We start from the raw sequence: 17,854 nt of genomic DNA on the forward strand, positions 1-17,854 counted from the left end.
TTGCTATATTCTTCCCAATCATACATTGTTTTCACAAGATTGGTCAACAAAAAACATGTTCACTCTTTCTATTTAACACATTAACATGGAACGATTAAAGCAGAAACCATGATGATTTCTGCTTTAATTCTTTATATAATTAGTCACTACTAAACCCTAATACATTAGTTTTTTAGTTTGAAACCAATTTCCGCCAATTCTTTTTCTGTTTCGGTTTTTGTGACACCTTGAGATAGAACATGGCCAAATTGTTCATACGTTTTGTAATGTTCAAAATCTTTTGCATTTATTTTTGAAACATCATAAGAAAAAGATACAACAAATCCTGTTTCATCAATTTCAAGATTTTTTTTGAATCCATCTCTTTCTTTTTCTTCTTGATACTCTGGTGATTGTTCTAACTCACGTTTTAACATCTCTTTTTGTTCTTGTGTATCTAAACGAACATCTTCGGGAAATGGTTTTGTTGCTTTTATATCAACATGTGTCACAATATCATTTTTATATGTAACAGATAAAGTTGTCGTTACATCATCTTCGATATTTTCATAAACTTTCGTTTCCACAACCTCTTTCATCGTTGTTGTTTCTTGCATACTCGTTTGTGTCACTTTCACCTCTTCTTTTTGAGTAGCACATCCAACTAATAACATACTCAATAAGACAAGACTTATTTTTTTCTTCATACTGTTTCTCCTATTTTTTCATAATCTTCAAATCGCACAGAAGCTAATTTAGATACTCCTGATTCTTGCATCGTCACACCATATAAAACATCTGCTTCCTCCATCGTTCCTTTACGATGTGTAATGACAATAAATTGTGTTTTATCAATAAACTCTTTCAAATAACGTCCATATCGGCTAACATTGGCTTCATCAAGTGCAGCCTCTACTTCGTCAAGTAAACAAAACGGTACAGGTTTCACTTCTAAAATAGCAAATAACAAAGCAATCGCTGTAAAAGCACGCTCTCCACCAGATAACAAGCTTAGATTTTGTAATCTTTTACCAGGTGGTTGTGCCACAATATCAATCCCTGTTTCCAATAAATCATCTGGATTTGTTAACTCTAAGGTCGCACGTCCTCCACCAAATAATTTAGGGAATGTTTTTTCAAATTGATGTTTAATCGCATAAAATGTTTCGCCAAAACGTTGCATCATTTCCTTATCCATTTCCTGAATAGTCGCCATTAAACTATCTTTTGCCTGAATTAAATCTTGCTGTTGCTCTGTCATAGATGTAAAACGTTCATACACCACATCATACTCTTCAATAGCTGTTAAATTCACAGGCCCCAACTGCTCAATTTCTCTTTTTAATTGTGATACTTGCTTGCTCGCTTCTTGAATAGTTATCTCTAACACACCCAACTCTTTTGCCGCTTCAAAAGTTAGACTATATTCTTCATTCAATCTAGACAAGTGCGTATCAATCGTTACATCATAACGACTAATTTTAGCATCCATTGCCCCTTTATCACGCAATAATTTTTGAATATCTTGTTGAAGATCTTTTTCTTGTGTTTCTTCAACAAATAACACTGTATCCACATCTTTTTTCTCTTCTTGTTTTTGTTTAATGCTTTCTTCTAACGCTATTTTTTCTTGTTGATAGGTATTTAATTCTTGTTTGATGTTATCTATCATACCCTCAATTTCTTCTTGAGATTGCAGATGCTCTTCTTGTTGCGTGAATAAAACTTGTAAACTCATCTGTTCCGTTTTTAATTGTTTTTGCAATTCTTGTAAACGGTACTTCAAATGTGTTAACTGCTCTGTTTCTCTTGCACATTGCGCTGAAATATTTTGTATTCGAGGCTGTAATGCTTGTAATTGTTTTGTGCGTTCTTCTTGAGAAACACTCAATGTATCGATATGTTGTTTTGCTTTTTCAACACGCTGACTAATTTCTTTTTCAGACACTTTAATAGTATCATATTGTTCTTTTAACTCATTCAAAACAACTTGTTGGCGGTTTTTATCTTTTACTAACACATCATACTGCATCTCTACTTGAGAAACTTTCTCTTGTAATTGAAACACTACAGCTTGTAAATCTCTTTCTTCAAGACGCTTTTTCGTTCCTTCTTGCTGTACATTTTGTAAAGATACTTCTAACGCTAATACTTTTTCTTTTTGTGTTTGATACAAAGTTTTTGTTTCATTTAGCTTGTCTTTTAACGTATGTAACTCTTTTGTTACGTCCTCTAGCTGCTGATTTCTTGATAAAATAGAACCCGTTTGCTGTTTCGTTGCTCCACCAGTCATAGACCCGCCTGAATGGATGACTTCTCCATCAAGAGATACAACACGCACACGATATCCTATTTTTTTAGCAATTTTTGTCCCTTGTTCCAATGTTTTAGCAACAAGTGTTTGACCCAAAAAGTTTTCAACAATCGTTTTATATGTCACTTGTGTTTGAACCAAATCACTTGCAACACCAATAAAACCGTCCATATGCTCAACTTGAGATAAAATATCTTGCGAGCAATATCTTCCTTTAATAACAGTTAATGGCAAAAATGTTGCACGACCTAGCCGTTTCTGTTTTAAATATTGAATAGTTTGCATAGCCGATTGTTCATTGGATACGACAATATGTTGCATACTTGCACCTAGAGCAATATCAATCGCAACTGTATACTCTTTTGGTACTTTTATCAATTCTGCCAGAGCACCATGTACACCGTCAAATTGATGTCTTTGTTTTAATATTTCTTTAACACCTTGATAAAATCCAGCATAGTCATCATTCAAGTCTTGTAAACTTGCTTTTCTAGCTTCTAAACGATTTTTAACTTGTTGCATCTGTTCATACGTTTGTGTTAACTCTTGAGTACGCTGTCTTTCTTTGTCTAAAGAATCCATTTGTTCTTGATAGTCACTCATCAATAAATCAATCTGCTCTTGAACGCTGGATAATTCATTTTCCTTATCCAATAATGTATTTTTAACAATTTCTTGTTGCTTTTGCAAATCACTCTCTTGTTCTACAAAACGTTTTTGTTGATTCGTCAACACTAATAACTCTTTTTCCAAATGCACAAGCTCATTTTTCATACGTGTTTCTTCTTGAAGCGTATCAATATAGCGTTGACGTTCATTTTCTAAATGACTTTGACTTATATCTGTTAAAAACAATTCCTCTTGCTTTAATTCATCAAGCGCTAAGTGTGTTTGTTTTACAGTCTGCTCTTTTTCTTCTATTTCTTCTTTTGTCTTAGTCATTTGTTCAGAAATAGTTTTTATGCTGTGCTCTTTTTGGAAACGTGCATCTTGTTGTTGCTCTTTATTTTGTTTTGAAAACTCTAATTTTTGTATTAAAACATTTTGTTCACCAACAGCTTTCTCAACTTTTTTAACACATTCCACGTATTCATTTTGCTGTTCTAATAAAACATGCTCTAAAGTCGTTAGTGCTTCTTTTAATTCTTTAATTTTTGACGTTACTTCTTCTTCTTGAATTTGTTTATCTTCAATTTGCTTTTCAAAAAAAGCCAGTTCCTTTTTCGCTACTTGCCACTGTTCATTTAATGTTTCAATTTCAGCAACCATTAACGCAATATCAATATGACTTAATGTTTCTTTTTTCGTTTGATATATAAGTGCTTTTTCTTTTTGCTTTGCCAACGGATCTAATTGCCCATGAATTTCATGTAAAATATCATCGACACGATCTAAATGCTCTTGAGTTTTATCTAATTTTCTGCTTGCTTCCGTTTTACGTGTTTTATATTTCAAAACACCTGCTACTTCTTCAAACATCGCACGACGTTCTTCTGGTTTGTTTTGGAAAATCGTTTCTACTTTCCCTTGAGAAATGATAGAAAATGAATCTTTCCCTAAACCCGAATCCATTAACAAATTCACAATATCTTTTAAGCGACACGGTTTTTTATTGATAAAACAATCACTCTCACCATTACGATTGATACGTCGTGTTAAATGAATTTCCGAAGCCTCAAATGGTAAAAATGCATCATCATTATTTAACACCAATGTAACTTCTGCTATATTGACAGGCTTACGTGTTTGAGAACCTGAAAAGATAATATCATCCATTTTTTTCCCACGTAAACTTTTCGCAGATTGCTCACCAAGCACCCACTTTATCGCCTCGGATAAATTACTTTTACCACTACCATTTGGCCCTACAATAGCTGTGACACCTTTATCAAATTCAATCAATGTTTTATCGGCAAATGACTTAAATCCTGTTATTTCAATTCTATCTAAATACACCTTTATTCACCTGTTTTTTCTTCATACGCTTGTTTGGCAGCAGCCTGTTCAGCAGCTTTTTTATTTTTTCCAATACCTCTACCTAAAATTTTACCTTGTGCAGAAACAACTGCTTCAAATTCTTTATCATGCGCTAAACCTTCTTCTTTTACAATGGTATATTGAATAGTGATACTACCATTTTTTTGCAATCTTTCTTGTAGAAGTGTTTTATAATCCATAAACAAATTTGACTCTTGTTCATGAATTTTTGGCATGAGTTGACTTAAAATAAAAGCTTTCGCAACATCTAATCCTTTATCTAAATAAAGTGCTCCAATAAATGCTTCAAATACATCACATAATAAAGCATCTCTTTTTCGACCACCACCGGCATCTTCGCCTTTTCCTAATAAAACAAGTTCATCAAATCCACATTCCTTTGCAAGAGTAGAAAGTGTTTGCTCACAAACTAATTGTGCACGAAATCGTGTTAATTTCCCTTCTGGCCATTGCAAAAAATTGTGAAATAAATAATCAGATACCACTAATTCTAAAACGGCATCACCTAAAAACTCTAGTCGCTCATTATTATCAATTTTTTGATATTTTTTTTCATTCGCATACGAAGCATGCGTAAATGCTTGTTTTAATAGTGTTACATCTGAAAATCGCATTCCTAATTTTTTCTGTACGATTGTTTCTATATCCATATTGACACCTCACTTTCTTTTTTTGGAACTCCATTATTATACTATAATTATCACATTCAAACCATCAAAAAAACTGTCATTTCCTAAATAAAACAACAGTTTTCATCATCTTAACGCTCGTTTACATAACGTTTCCCCTCAATTAAATGTATTTTAGAGACGATAATCTCTACAATAAAGTGATACTTGCCGTCTTGTGCCATATATTGTCTTGACGACAACCGACCTGTCACACCAATTAAATTACCTTTCTCACAATATTGTTCAATAATTTGAGCCGGTTTTCCCCACACAACAATAGGAATAAAATCAGCTGTTTGTTCACTCCCTTCTTTTTTCTTTTTGGAAATCGCCAAAATATTGTTGATCACATACTTATCTGTTCCAATCTCTTTTACATGAACAGGCTTTACGATACGCCCAATAACAGATACATCATTCATCTTATCACCTCCTATTTTTAATATATGCAAAAAGAATAAGATTCTTTTATCGAACCTCATTCTTTTTATATATTCTTTTATGATCTTGCTTTCCACATAAAACAACTCTATCATTTGGCACATTTTCAATATAATACGTTGCTTTTTCTTCTGGTAAACTTGTTGAGAATATCGCTTCATATTCGTTGATTGTCAATCGTTGACGATTTTCTAATAACGCACTATGTTTGTCTGTGTACAAATAATTCTCAAAATCTTTTACTAATGTGATTGTGAAAAACTCTCCAACAGCACCTGACCCGTAGCTAAACAAACCGATTTTATCGCCCGCAGACAGTGTATTATTTTGTTCTAACAACGATAATAATCCTAAATATAACGAACCGGTATAAATATTTCCAATACGTTTATTATATGTTTTACTACTGTTATATAACGCTAATAATGCTTCTTTTTTATCTTCCTCTATACCGTCAAGAACTAATTTCAATGCTTTTAACCCTAATTTAGTAAATGGTTGATGAAAACAAATTGCTTTGAAATCTGCCACTGTTTCTTTTGTTTTTTCACAATACTCTTTAAAAACCGTTTCAAAGAAATATAAATATTTTTCAGTGGAAAATTTTCCGTCTGCAAAGGCGGTACTCGAATAAACTGGTCGCCAAAAATCCATAATATCTTCTGTTAAATATGTATTTTCTTGATTTAAAATAGCAATTCTAGGATTTTTCGATACTAACATCGCTACGGCACCAGCACCTTGTGTAGCTTCTCCAGGTGTATTTAACCCATATTTAGCAATATCTGTTGCGATAACAAGTACTTTACTTTCTGGATTTTGTAGAATGTGCCCTTTCGCTAATTGAAGTGCCATTGTTGCACCATAGCAAGCCTGCTTTAATTCAACAGCACGAACACGAGATGATAGGCCTACAAGAGAATGCATATAAACAGCAATAGACTTAGAATTATCAATCCCTGATTCTGTCCCTACTAAAATCAAATCAATTTTCTCTTTATCAATATCTTCTAAAATAGATAATGCTGCATTAGCTGCCATTGTCACCGCATCTTCATACAAAGGAGGCACTGCCATTTCTTCCTGACCTAATCCTATTGTAAATTTTTCAGGTTCTACTCCTCTTGCATTCGCTAAATCAACCATATCTAAATACATACTAGGTGCATAAAAACCAATCTTATCAATACCTATTTTCATGATGAACTTCCTTTTTGTTTAATCTGACATGATTGTAACGATTATTTTTTAAAAGTACAACTATCTTTAAAATATTTTAAAGATTACGTGCTTTAATAAACGCCAATAATCCTTGGCATCCTTTCAAAACATCTTGATAGGTTTTCTCAAAATCTCCCGTATACCAAGGATCATCAATCTCCCTATTTTCTCCAGCAAATTCTAAAAGTTTACAAACTGTACCAGATGCTCTATTTTGAATAAATGTATGAATGTTTTTTATATTACTGTTATCCATACCAATAATATAATCAGCATTCAAATCATCGTCTTGTAACTGTCTGGAATACATTCCCTCTGTACGAGTACCTACTTCTTTTAATTTTTGTCGTGTTCCTTGATGAATAGGATTACCTTGTTCCCACGAACTTGTTGCTGCTGAATCAACGTATATCTTATCGCTTAATCCCTCTCTAGTTACCATATCTTTAAAAACAGCTTCTGCCATTGGCGAACGACAAATATTTCCTAAACATACAAATAATACCTTAACCATATTTCTCTCCTTATGTAAGAATAAACAACAGGATACTCACCTGTTGTTTATTCTATTTTCTATTTGATTTTATTTTTCCAGACCATCTTTCCATACCACCTCTTAAAATATAGATGTCTGTATAACCTTTTCTTTTTAATTTTCCTGCTGCTTTTCCTGCAACCAAAGCAAAATCATCACATAAATAAATCGGTTGATCTTTTCTAATTTCACCCATACGTTGTTTAAATTGTGTATAAGGTATATTTCTAGCACCTAAAATATGCTTCACATCAAATTCTGCTTTTTCGCGCACATCAATAACTTGTGCTTTACGCATATTTTCTCTAAATTCTTCTTGTGTGATGTATTTTGCTGATGAACGACGCTCTATAAACAAATACACTTGATAAATAAAATATCCTCCCACAAAAATCATAACTAGTAATTGAAATATACTCCAAAATTCCATAAACTCATCCTTTCATCCTACTGTAATACTAAACTCGCTGCACCAATCACACCCGCATCATTTCCCAATGTTGCTAATCTCAACTGCGTTGATTGTCTTGCTGTAATAAATGTATCTTCTTTAAAATATGTATCAACTTTTTCAAGTAAATACTCTCCTGCTGCGGACACACCTCCGCCAATGACGATATAGGCAGGATTTAAAATATTAGCTAAATGACTGCATGCTACTCCTAAATATTTGGCAAACGCCTCAACAACTTGTTCAGCAAGCACATCTGATTGTTTTGCTAAGTCAAAAACATCTTTTGCTGTTGCAGAACCGTCATCAACTAGCTCTTTTAAAGATGAACTTCCTGCATATTTCTCAGCAAAAGCTCTGGCTAAATTGACAATACCCGTAGCACTTGCCACCGTTTCTAGACACCCTTTTTTGCCACATGTACATGCAAATCCGTTTTTTTCAACAATTAAATGCCCAATCTCTCCAGCACTGCCTTTCACACCATGTACTAATTTTTCATTGGCAATAATACCACCACCAACACCTGTCCCAAGTGTGATAAACACAACATCACTAGCATTATTTCCTGCACCTACCCACCGTTCTCCAAGAGCAGCTACATTCGCATCATTATCAATAAAAACAGGCATATTTAAAGCTGTTTCTAAATCTTTTTTTACATATTGTGTCGTAGACCAACCTAAATTATAGGCACCAATGACTGTCCCTAAATTTTCATCAATTTGACCTGGACTACCCATCCCAATACCTAAAAACTCATCACTTGTCAGCTGATATAAATGCAAATGATGTTGAATAGATGCAATAATATCCGGCACAATATGACATCCATTATCCAATATATTTGTTGGAATAGTCCATTTTTGCTGAATGTCACCATCAAGTGTCAAAATCGCCATTTTAACACTCGTGCCACCTAAATCAATACCCAATAATTTTTTTGACATTCCCCTTACTTCCTTCCGAATAAAATCAATGTCGCAACGATTATAATATACAAGAGAAGAATCATTCCTTGTTTAACTCTATCTCTTGATTGAAACTTCAGTGTCATTGTTGCTAAAAAACCACCTAATAAACCACCAATATGTGCCCACATATCAATACCCGGTGCAAAACTAAAAACCAAGTTTATTAAAATAGTCGATAAAAACGACTGTGACTGTAAACGAATACCTGTATGATATGGGAAAAAGCTATGTAATAACACCACACTCATAAATAAACCAAAAATAGCACCACTAGCACCTACGGAAATACTGAAGATGTTCCCTAAAGCAAAAGATAGAACCGAACCCATCAATCCACTTAACATATAAATAAATAAAAATCTATGTTTCCCAAAAATAGGTTCTAATAAAGAGCCAACGATAAATAAGGAATACATATTAACCAATAAATGCATTACATCTGCATGTAAAAACATCGCTGTAAATAATCGCCAATACTCATGTCTAAACAGAACTAACGGCTTAAATAATGCACCATATTGAACAAGAACTTCTGCAGTCCCACCCTTTGTCGTTGTTACCATAAAGACAATAATGTTGATACAAATAAGAACAAATGTCGCTTGTAACTGACTAGGAATACCTCTAAAATTTCTGAACATAATCTCCTCCAACTAAAAATATGCTATGGTATTTATTATACACAATTTTTATCATGCATTCAAAATAGTTGCGATAAAAATATCATGTTTTTCTAAAGGCACTATATCTACCATTTGTTCCATCGCAACTAATGATACTGTTTTCCCTTCAAAATCTTGTAAATATCTATCATAAAAACCACCACCAAAACCTAAACGAGCACCATTTTTTTGAAATGCCACACCCGGTACAACTAGTAAATCAATCTGTGTGACTTCATCTACCATTACAGGCTCATCTATACCAAATGCCGATATCTCCAATGGTGTATCAATCGTATAGTGGTTAAAAACCATAACGCCTTTTTTAATTACTTTTGGCACAACCACTGTTTTATATTGACGCCACGCTTCTTCAATGATACGACGTGTTTCCCACTCTGGAAACGTAGATAGCGTTATACCAATGGTTTTTGCTTCTTTCCAAAGAGATGTTTCTAGTAATTTTGTCATAAGTGTTTGTTCTATATATTCCCGTCTTTCTTTAGAAACAGTGCTCATTCTTTGTAACACAAGTTTCCGCATATCTTTTTTATTCATCTAGTTCCTCAGTTCTATTATCAAAAATTATTGTATCTAATCATTACTTTATTTTCTCATAAAAAAGATGCACACCTTACGATGTACATTTTTTAGTATATATCCTTTATTGAAAAAGTCAAAGTAGTACGAGTTTAAAACATCGACTACAACTTTTAATGCTAAAAACCGTTTTAAGCAAATAATTAACTGCGTTTCTAAAATATCTTTTGTAATTTATTGATTTTAATAAAAAAACACTAACAGTGAACAAAATCGTTTCAAAAGGACTGAATAAAAAGCAAGTTGTACAAACACCTAAAACACAAGCGAGCATATCTCTGTAATATACAATAAGTTTGTACGAAAAACTGAAATTTATTTTAAAGAAATTTGTACCGTTTTTATATCCAGCACACTTTCCAATTTCTCTACAATTTCATAAGATACTTTTCTCATTTTTCACATCATTTTCATCATTACTAATTGTTTTTGAAAAAATTCCTGATTTAAAAGCTGAAAACCTCTTAAATTTCTTCATTACTTTACTGTATATACTTACAAATAACTCAATTCTTTGCTATCCAAAAATTAAAATTTTTATCCACCAAAGAATTAAAACTACAACTCCAATACCTACATAAAAATTATCATTTTTTCTTTTCATTGTTTGTACTAAAGAGATATGTTATAATCAGATACTGGTTGGGGCTTTCGCCCCTCCCCGTCACTTTTTATTTTAAAAAGTGTTTGATTATCTCAACAATCGCTGTAATCGCAGTTGAGATTACAAGAGCTTTCGGTCCATCTAACCAAGGCTCTTTTTTTATCTTTTAACGGGTTATTTGAAAAACCTGATTTCCGATATGACATATCTCTTTTTCTCTTTTATAACTATTCAAAACAACACAGCTCTAAAACACTTTTTTAGAAACGTTTCAAAAAATGGTAGTTTTATAACCATTCAAAACAACACAGCTCTAAAACTTGCTTTAGTTTCTTTAAACACAAAATGAGTTTTATAACCATTCAAAACAACACAGCTCTAAAACTATACTGTTTTTGTTTAGGTCGTTTTGTTAGTTTTATAACCATTCAAAACAACACAGCTCTAAAACTGTTTGTAATGTTGGTGTATCACCAATATAGTTTTATAACCATTCAAAACAACACAGCTCTAAAACTACGGGCACACTGGACTTGTTATCGCGGACGTTTTATAACCATTCAAAACAACACAGCTCTAAAACGCTGTAAATCGTACTTCTAATTTATTTAATGTTTTATAACCATTCAAAACAACACAGCTCTAAAACCTCAGAATTTTGTTCACCGGTTTATCCTCAAACTGCTCATTCTAGCAAAACTTCAGCTTTGAATGGTTTCATTTTACTTATTATAACATCTTATACTTGTATTATAAACTAGAACGATTCATCTTAAACTTTACATAGATGACAAAAAACACACTCACAAAAACCTTGATACAAGGGATTTGTGAGTGTGATATACTATTAAAATTAACCTAATTTATTGTAGTATTCAACGATCAATGCTTCGTCAATGTTTTCTGATAATTCTTCACGTTGTGGTAAACGTGTTAAAGAACCTGTTAATGTTTCTACATCAAATGAAACGTAGTCTGGGCGACCAAAGATACCTTCAGCAGCAGCTTTGATAACTTCAACATTTCTTGATTTTTCACGAACAGAGATTACTTGACCAACAGATACGCTGTATGATGGAATATCTACACGTTTGCCGTCAACTGTGATGTGACCGTGGTTTACTAATTGACGTGCTTGACGACGAGTAGTTGCTAAACCTAAACGGTATACAACATTATCTAAACGTTGTTCTAATAAAATCATGAAGTTAACACCGTGTTTACCTTCTTTGATTTTACCAGCTTTTTTAAATAAAGTTGCGAATTGGCGTTCGCTCATACCGTACATATGGCGTAATTTTTGTTTTTCTTGTAATTGTAAACCATATTCTGATAATTTTTTACGGTTGTTTGGACCGTGTTGACCTGGTGCGTATGGACGACGTTGTAATTCTTTACCAGTTTCTGTTAAAGAAATACCTAAACGACGAGATAATTTCCATGATGGACCTGTATAACGTGACATAATAAAATTCCTCCAATAATAAATTGTTTTGGAGTAAAATAATAGTTAATTAGACCGTATACGTGCAGTTTTTCTTTTCATCTTCACCTTTAGCAGCCGCAGGTTACACAATGACACTTAGTCGTGAAAAACTGTTGACGCTGTACTTCTAATTTTGCTGCATTATTTTACACATCTAATAGTATACTAAATAAAGAAATAGTCTGTCAAGAAAAGCCATGTGTTTTCAACGATAAATGTGAATAATTTTTTGTCGTACTATCTTATTGGAAAGAACGAAACTCTTTTATCATTTAAATATATATTATTTATGCTTAATTCATACCCTTTAAAATCACCTGTTATTTTACCTTCATAAATAATGTGATTCGTTTTTAAATTGGTAATCGTTATTGTCAAATCTTTTTCTTCAAACATATACTCATCATCGAATAAGATTTGCTTTGTATCTAGTTTTTTTATCGTTTGATATTCTTTAGTATTCAAATCAAATGTTTTGAGTTCTGTTTGTGTTTTATAATAAACTTTGTCTGCTACTACTGATACATCTGAGATATAGTAGTACGGATCACCAGAAACATATATGTCATCAGAAATTTCTTTCGACAAATCGACTAATTCATCTTTTAGAGCACGGTAAACAAAAAACTTTCCTTTATTCCTAAAAACAACATTAAATGTTGAATCAGATTGAAAAACAGAAAATCCCTGATAGTCTACTCCTTTAAGATTTTCTTTAATCGTTTTTACAATCATTTGTGTATCTTCTAATAAAATCTCTAAAATTTTTATAGAAGAATCTTCTTTATTGGCTGTAGTACCTACAAAATAAAGCTTGTCATTTGATTTGACAAAAATACCATCAAATATCGGAATGTCACTAATTGGCGTTTCAAATAGTTGTTCTGTCTTTTGATTATAGGCGTATAAATTAGAAATAAGTTTTCCTTTTAAATTATCATTTGTATTTCCTAAAAAAATGATCCAATCACCTATTTCTGTTGTTTGTGATACAAAATCAATCTTCGGTCTTTTTAAAACAGGGATTTTTTGATATTGACCAAGTATATTTTTTTGAGGATTTATTTCCTCATTATCGAGTGATATATCTTTATCATTCAACCGAAAAGGCATTCCTCTGTAATTTGTCATAAAACTTCCAACTAGTTCAACTTTTTTTACTTGACTTTCCTCTTTTTTGATTGTTTCGATTTTAACACTTGGTAAAAGACTTTTAGAAAAAGTATAGTTTCCAAATAAACAAACAAGTGATAAAACATTTAAAATCACAACTACAATAATGATACTGTATTTTTTCACAACTTTCACCCCCTAATCATGACTTTTTTACATAAAAGATAATTCGATAATAAAATCTCGATGATGACAATAATCATTCCTAATGCAACAAGGAAAATCGAATACTCAGAGCCTATTAAATTTTTATAAATATATATACTACTACTGATAAACAAGGCAATTAAACCAACTGTAACTCCGACTAAAACAGTATATTTTATAAAAATATGTAAATAAGAAATAGATTGAGCTAGTATTTCCAAAAAGAAAATATGGATAATAAAAGCAAAAGGTATAAATAAGGTTCGTCCAATATACCACGGATTGATATAATAAAGACTACTAGTAATACTATCTTTATAATTTGCATACATATTTAAAAAAGCATTCATCTCTACTTGTTGTACTTTTGGAATAAAGAAATTAGCAACAATAATCCAAAGATTATCTAAACATAGTTGTAGTCCTATAAACAAAATACCTAAAGATGAAATGGCAACTAATTTGGCTAAATAAATCACAAATCTGTGTTGTGGCAAGGTAAATAATCGAATGGCCATATTACCTTTACGATGAAAATCCCAATGCCATATTTGTCGTACAAGAATGAAAAAAGCAATAGAGAACACCATAATACTCCACGTATACAATGTACCGCTACTGATAATTGTTTCATACGGGAATTTTTCAGCATTACTAATAAACGTCTGTCTGTTTAATTCAGCGTTTAAAACAAAACTCAAGCTAATACCTTGAAGTAAAATCAAACCAAATGCACCAAACAAGGCATATTTTGATAATCGTTTCAATTCAACTGTCAATAGATTTAAAAACATCTTCATGATATATACACCTCTCTCATGACATCTATAATGGATTTGCCTTCTTGTTCTCGCATCGCTTCTGCATAAAACTCACGAATAATTCTTCCGTCTTCCATGAGTAAAACTTTATCTACCAGTGTTTCTACATCACCAATCTCATGTGTGGTTAATAAAATACCCTTATCTTCAATCAAGTCACTTGAAAAAACACGTAAGATTTGTTCTTTCGTAAAAATATCAATACCTGAAAAAGGCTCATCTAATAACACATAATCTGATTCGACACATAAGCCTAATAATAAATTGGCTTTTGCTTTATTCCCTTTTGACAAACGATTTAACTTCTCTTCTTTTTTCAATTTAAACAATGTCAGTAACTTATCTTCTTTTTCCTTATTCCAGTCATAAAAATCTTGCATAAAGGCAATCGCTTGTTTCAATGTATACTCGGGATACATTGCTAACTGATCTGGAATATAGATAATATGGTCATACATTTTATGTTTGATTGGTTCATGATCAATGGTAATCGTTCCTTTTTTTATTGGTATTAACCCCATAATCGCATTCATTGTTGTTGATTTACCAGAACCGTTAATACCAATTAAGCAAGTTACTTCTCCTTTTTTCACCGTAAAACTCATACCTTTTAAAATCTTTTTACTTCCATAGGATTGGTACACATTATTCACTTCTAGCATCTAAAGCACCCTCTTTCTTTTCATAATAGCGATGAATATATTCTATCAGCTGGTTTTCGTGCAACCCCATAAACGCAATATCATCAAAAAATTTATCTAATGCCTCATTTAAAATAGTTGATTTTAAATTTTTTAAATAGTGTTCATCATTTGTCACTCGACTTAATACATTTTTATCTGTATAAATAAGTCCTATTTCTTCCATTTCTTTATATGCACGTTGCACCGTATTCGGATTGATTTGATACATCTGAGCCAACTCCCTTCTTGACGGTATCGCTTCTCCAGCATGATATTTTCCAGTAATAATATCTTTTTTCATACGCTTAATAACTTGCTCATAAACCGGTATACGCTTATCAAAAGGTTCCATACCAACACCTCCTTTTTATTTAGTGTATCAATCGTTTAATACATTTGTTAAGTGTATTGTATAGTTAATACACTTAGAAAGCAAGCAATTATTTGTGACACAACAAAAAAAGTGAATGGATATATGACCCATTCACTCAGTTTATATAATTTCTATCATAAATCGTGTTGGGGGAGAGTAATCCACCAACACGATTCGATATAAACACTATTTATTTAAATATCTAAAGGCTTATTTGTACAACTTTTGGCAATACCTAATGGTGTGACAAACATTGGATTTTTAGGAACATACGTTTTAATCCCTGTTCTTTGTTCAACAATTTGTTCAATGCCTGTTAAACAACATGTTCCACCTACTAAATATATCTCATCTACTTTATAATCTTGTATATATTCTTGTATAATGGATGCCACTTTTTCAACAACTGGTTTCACAACTGTTAAAACTTCAACATGGTTTTTCTTTTTACGTTTAAAAAGTTCCGCCTCATCAAATGACATTTTATAAGCTCCTGCGAGCACAAGAGAAAAATGCGTCCCACCCGTCGGTTCATCTGCAACACTCACAACTTGTCCGTTTTGTAAAATAGAAATACCTGTTGTACCTCCCCCAACGTCTACAATAGCTCCATCTTTAATATGCATGACTTGATTGGCTGCAGTAGGTTCATCTAATAAATTCGTCAATTCAAAACCTGCTGCTTGTACAACATTTTTAATCGCACCTGAATCTAAAGCATGTGTTCCAGGAGGAATTGCTGCTGCTGCATAAAGTAACTCAACACCTAATTCATCCTCTAACTGTGCTTTTAATTTTTTTACAATTCGCACGGCACCAACATAATCAGTAACCATACCATCTTTTACCACTTTTGCATACTCATAAGCACCTGCTATTGGTTCATGATTTTCATCTAATACAGCTAACACAATACATGCTGTTCCTAAATCGACACCTGTATAGTAAACAGAACTTCTTTTTTTAATTGGTTCTTTCATTACTTGTTCAAACTTTTTAATTTCTTTATTACATTCTACCAACGCTTTTGGATTATTCGCCATACATCCACCTCTATACTATTATTTTAAAATCTTATCTATTGCTTTTCCTTTAGCAAGTTCATCAATCAATTTATCTAGCCAACGAATTTTCTTCATCATATCATCTTCAATTTCTTCAATTCTCACACCACAAATTGTCCCTGTAATTAAATCAGCATACTCATTGATATGTGGTGCTTGATTAAAAAACTGCTCTAACGTAATGTGTTCAGACCTACTCAGCATATGCAAATTCTCGACAGAATAACCCGTTAACCAACAAATAATTGTATCTACTTCCTCTTTCGTCCTCTGTTTACGCACTGCCTTTTTAACATAGGCATCATGAATGACAGAAAAACACATATCAAATATTTTTGGTTTTTTCATCTTATAACGACCTTTATGTATATCTGTATTTATTGTACCATATCTAAGAAAAATAATCACATGGGGAGTAGTAAAACATATCTAATAGACAACAAAAATATCGTTGGTAAATATAGATTCTGTAATAAATCATATTTATCGATAAAATCATTTGTGTACAAAAAAAGACACGCCTTTGAAACGCTGTCGAATTAACGTTTATAGTGTGTCTTTTTTTCTTTTTGAACTATTCAAAACAGCACAGCTCTAAAACCCTCTTCCCCATGTTCATCTTGAGCAGCAAGTTTTATAACCATTCAAAACAGCACAGCTCTAAAACTTTAAATTGACAATATAACGCTTTTCTTTTGTTTTATAACCATTCAAAACAGCACAGCTCTAAAACAACGTTTTACGCATGGAGTGTGTGCCAATAGTTTTATAACCATTCAAAACAGCACAGCTCTAAAACAACTATACTGAAAAAGGAGAGGATACACACGTTTTATAACCATTCAAAACAGCACAGCTCTAAAACATTCACTCCGTTTTTCTTGTGAAACATCTTGTTTTATAACCATTCAAAACAGCACAGCTCTAAAACAACAGCTCTATAATTATCAACATCATCAATGTTTTATAACCATTCAAAACAGCACAGCTCTAAAACAATAAATTTTGAGCCTTTTTGTTATTTGTCGTTTTATAACCATTCAAAACAGCACAGCTCTAAAACAGTGATGTGGAAACAATCAGCTAAATTAGAGTTTTATAACCATTCAAAACAGCACAGCTCTAAAACTACAAAAAACAAGTTGAAGAAGAATTAAACGTTTTATAACCATTCAAAACAGCACAGCTCTAAAACTTTAAATTGACAATATAACGCTTTTCTTTTGTTTTATAACCATTCAAAACAGCACAGCTCTAAAACAACGTTTTACGCATGGAGTGTGTGCCAATAGTTTTATAACCATTCAAAACAGCACAGCTCTAAAACAACTATACTGAAAAAGGAGAGGATACACACGTTTTATAACCATTCAAAACAGCACAGCTCTAAAACATTCACTCCGTTTTTCTTGTGAAACATCTTGTTTTATAACCATTCAAAACAGCACAGCTCTAAAACAACAGCTCTATAATTATCAACATCATCAATGTTTTATAACCATTCAAAACAGCACAGCTCTAAAACAATAAATTTTGAGCCTTTTTGTTATTTGTCGTTTTATAACCATTCAAAACAGCACAGCTCTAAAACAGTGATGTGGAAACAATCAGCTAAATTAGAGTTTTATAACCATTCAAAACAGCACAGCTCTAAAAC

17 protein-coding genes and 2 CRISPR repeat arrays are annotated in these 17,854 nt (G+C 32.3%); all 17 genes read right to left on the reverse strand.

Features of this window, described 5'->3' with window-relative positions; genetic code table 11:
* Positions 1 to 164: 164 nt before the first annotated feature.
* The gene (locus GMA11_RS06040) at positions 165 to 686 is read right to left on the reverse strand and encodes a DUF1307 domain-containing protein (protein ID WP_163546330.1); all 522 of its coding nucleotides are present in this window, start codon (positions 684 to 686) and stop codon (positions 165 to 167) included.
* Positions 683 to 4,249 (reverse strand): chromosome segregation protein SMC, encoded by a 3,567-nt coding sequence (smc, locus tag GMA11_RS06045; protein ID WP_163546331.1) that lies wholly within the window; start codon positions 4,247 to 4,249, stop codon positions 683 to 685. The genes GMA11_RS06040 and smc overlap by 4 nt, the downstream gene beginning before the upstream one ends.
* A 2-nt stretch (positions 4,250 to 4,251) precedes the next feature.
* Positions 4,252 to 4,941, reverse strand: coding sequence for a ribonuclease III (gene rnc, locus GMA11_RS06050; RefSeq protein WP_163546332.1), 690 nt, complete (start codon positions 4,939 to 4,941; stop codon positions 4,252 to 4,254).
* 110 nt (positions 4,942 to 5,051) lie between these two features.
* Positions 5,052 to 5,384 carry a single-stranded DNA-binding protein gene (locus GMA11_RS06055; protein WP_163546333.1) on the reverse strand — a complete coding sequence of 111 codons (333 nt, stop codon included), beginning with the start codon at positions 5,382 to 5,384 and terminating at the stop codon, positions 5,052 to 5,054.
* A 46-nt stretch (positions 5,385 to 5,430) separates the two neighbouring features.
* Positions 5,431 to 6,603 carry a hydroxymethylglutaryl-CoA synthase gene (locus GMA11_RS06060; protein ID WP_163546334.1) on the reverse strand — a complete coding sequence of 391 codons (1,173 nt, stop codon included), beginning with the start codon at positions 6,601 to 6,603 and terminating at the stop codon, positions 5,431 to 5,433.
* Between the two features lie 76 nt (positions 6,604 to 6,679).
* Positions 6,680 to 7,138 (reverse strand): low molecular weight protein-tyrosine-phosphatase, encoded by a 459-nt coding sequence (locus GMA11_RS06065; protein ID WP_163546335.1) that lies wholly within the window; start codon positions 7,136 to 7,138, stop codon positions 6,680 to 6,682.
* 52 nt (positions 7,139 to 7,190) lie between these two features.
* The gene (locus tag GMA11_RS06070) at positions 7,191 to 7,589 is read right to left on the reverse strand and encodes a rhodanese-like domain-containing protein (protein ID WP_163546336.1); all 399 of its coding nucleotides are present in this window, start codon (positions 7,587 to 7,589) and stop codon (positions 7,191 to 7,193) included.
* Between the two features lie 17 nt (positions 7,590 to 7,606).
* Positions 7,607 to 8,560, reverse strand: a complete 954-nt coding sequence (locus GMA11_RS06075; protein WP_163546337.1) for an ROK family glucokinase — start codon at positions 8,558 to 8,560, stop codon at positions 7,607 to 7,609.
* A 5-nt stretch (positions 8,561 to 8,565) separates the two neighbouring features.
* Positions 8,566 to 9,225 (reverse strand): rhomboid family intramembrane serine protease, encoded by a 660-nt coding sequence (locus GMA11_RS06080; protein ID WP_163546338.1) that lies wholly within the window; start codon positions 9,223 to 9,225, stop codon positions 8,566 to 8,568.
* 51 nt (positions 9,226 to 9,276) lie between these two features.
* A complete protein-coding gene (locus tag GMA11_RS06085) occupies positions 9,277 to 9,804 on the reverse strand; it encodes a 5-formyltetrahydrofolate cyclo-ligase (RefSeq protein WP_163546339.1) in 528 nt (175 codons plus the stop codon).
* A gap of 864 nt (positions 9,805 to 10,668) precedes the next feature.
* Positions 10,669 to 11,099: a CRISPR direct-repeat array (repeat unit 36 nt; unit sequence GTTTTATAACCATTCAAAACAACACAGCTCTAAAAC).
* A 204-nt stretch (positions 11,100 to 11,303) separates the two neighbouring features.
* Positions 11,304 to 11,915: a 30S ribosomal protein S4 gene (rpsD, locus tag GMA11_RS06090; RefSeq protein ID WP_163546340.1), complete on the reverse strand. Its 612-nt coding sequence runs from the start codon at positions 11,913 to 11,915 to the stop codon at positions 11,304 to 11,306.
* Positions 11,916 to 12,173: 258 nt separating this feature from the next.
* Complete coding sequence (locus tag GMA11_RS06095; protein ID WP_163546341.1) at positions 12,174 to 13,235, reverse strand: hypothetical protein; 1,062 nt, start codon at positions 13,233 to 13,235, stop codon at positions 12,174 to 12,176.
* Positions 13,236 to 13,240: 5 nt separating this feature from the next.
* On the reverse strand, positions 13,241 to 14,056 hold the full coding sequence (locus tag GMA11_RS06100) for a hypothetical protein (protein ID WP_163546342.1): 816 nt from the start codon (positions 14,054 to 14,056) through the stop codon (positions 13,241 to 13,243).
* Positions 14,053 to 14,739: an ATP-binding cassette domain-containing protein gene (locus tag GMA11_RS06105; protein ID WP_163546343.1), complete on the reverse strand. Its 687-nt coding sequence runs from the start codon at positions 14,737 to 14,739 to the stop codon at positions 14,053 to 14,055. Before GMA11_RS06105 ends, GMA11_RS06100 begins: the two co-directional genes overlap by 4 nt.
* Positions 14,723 to 15,112 carry a GntR family transcriptional regulator gene (locus GMA11_RS06110; RefSeq protein ID WP_163546344.1) on the reverse strand — a complete coding sequence of 130 codons (390 nt, stop codon included), beginning with the start codon at positions 15,110 to 15,112 and terminating at the stop codon, positions 14,723 to 14,725. The genes GMA11_RS06105 and GMA11_RS06110 overlap by 17 nt, the downstream gene beginning before the upstream one ends.
* Positions 15,113 to 15,327: 215 nt before the next feature.
* Positions 15,328 to 16,176 (reverse strand): ethanolamine utilization protein EutJ, encoded by an 849-nt coding sequence (gene eutJ, locus GMA11_RS06115; RefSeq protein WP_163546345.1) that lies wholly within the window; start codon positions 16,174 to 16,176, stop codon positions 15,328 to 15,330.
* Positions 16,177 to 16,194: 18 nt separating this feature from the next.
* A complete protein-coding gene (locus GMA11_RS06120; RefSeq protein ID WP_163546346.1) occupies positions 16,195 to 16,545 on the reverse strand; it encodes a DUF2200 domain-containing protein in 351 nt (116 codons plus the stop codon).
* A 217-nt stretch (positions 16,546 to 16,762) separates the two neighbouring features.
* Positions 16,763 to 17,853: a CRISPR direct-repeat array (repeat unit 35 nt; unit sequence GTTTTATAACCATTCAAAACAGCACAGCTCTAAAA).
* Position 17,854 lies beyond the last annotated feature (1 nt).

Source organism: Granulicatella sp. zg-ZJ (assembly GCF_010892355.1).
GTDB lineage: Bacteria > Bacillota > Bacilli > Lactobacillales > Aerococcaceae > WM01.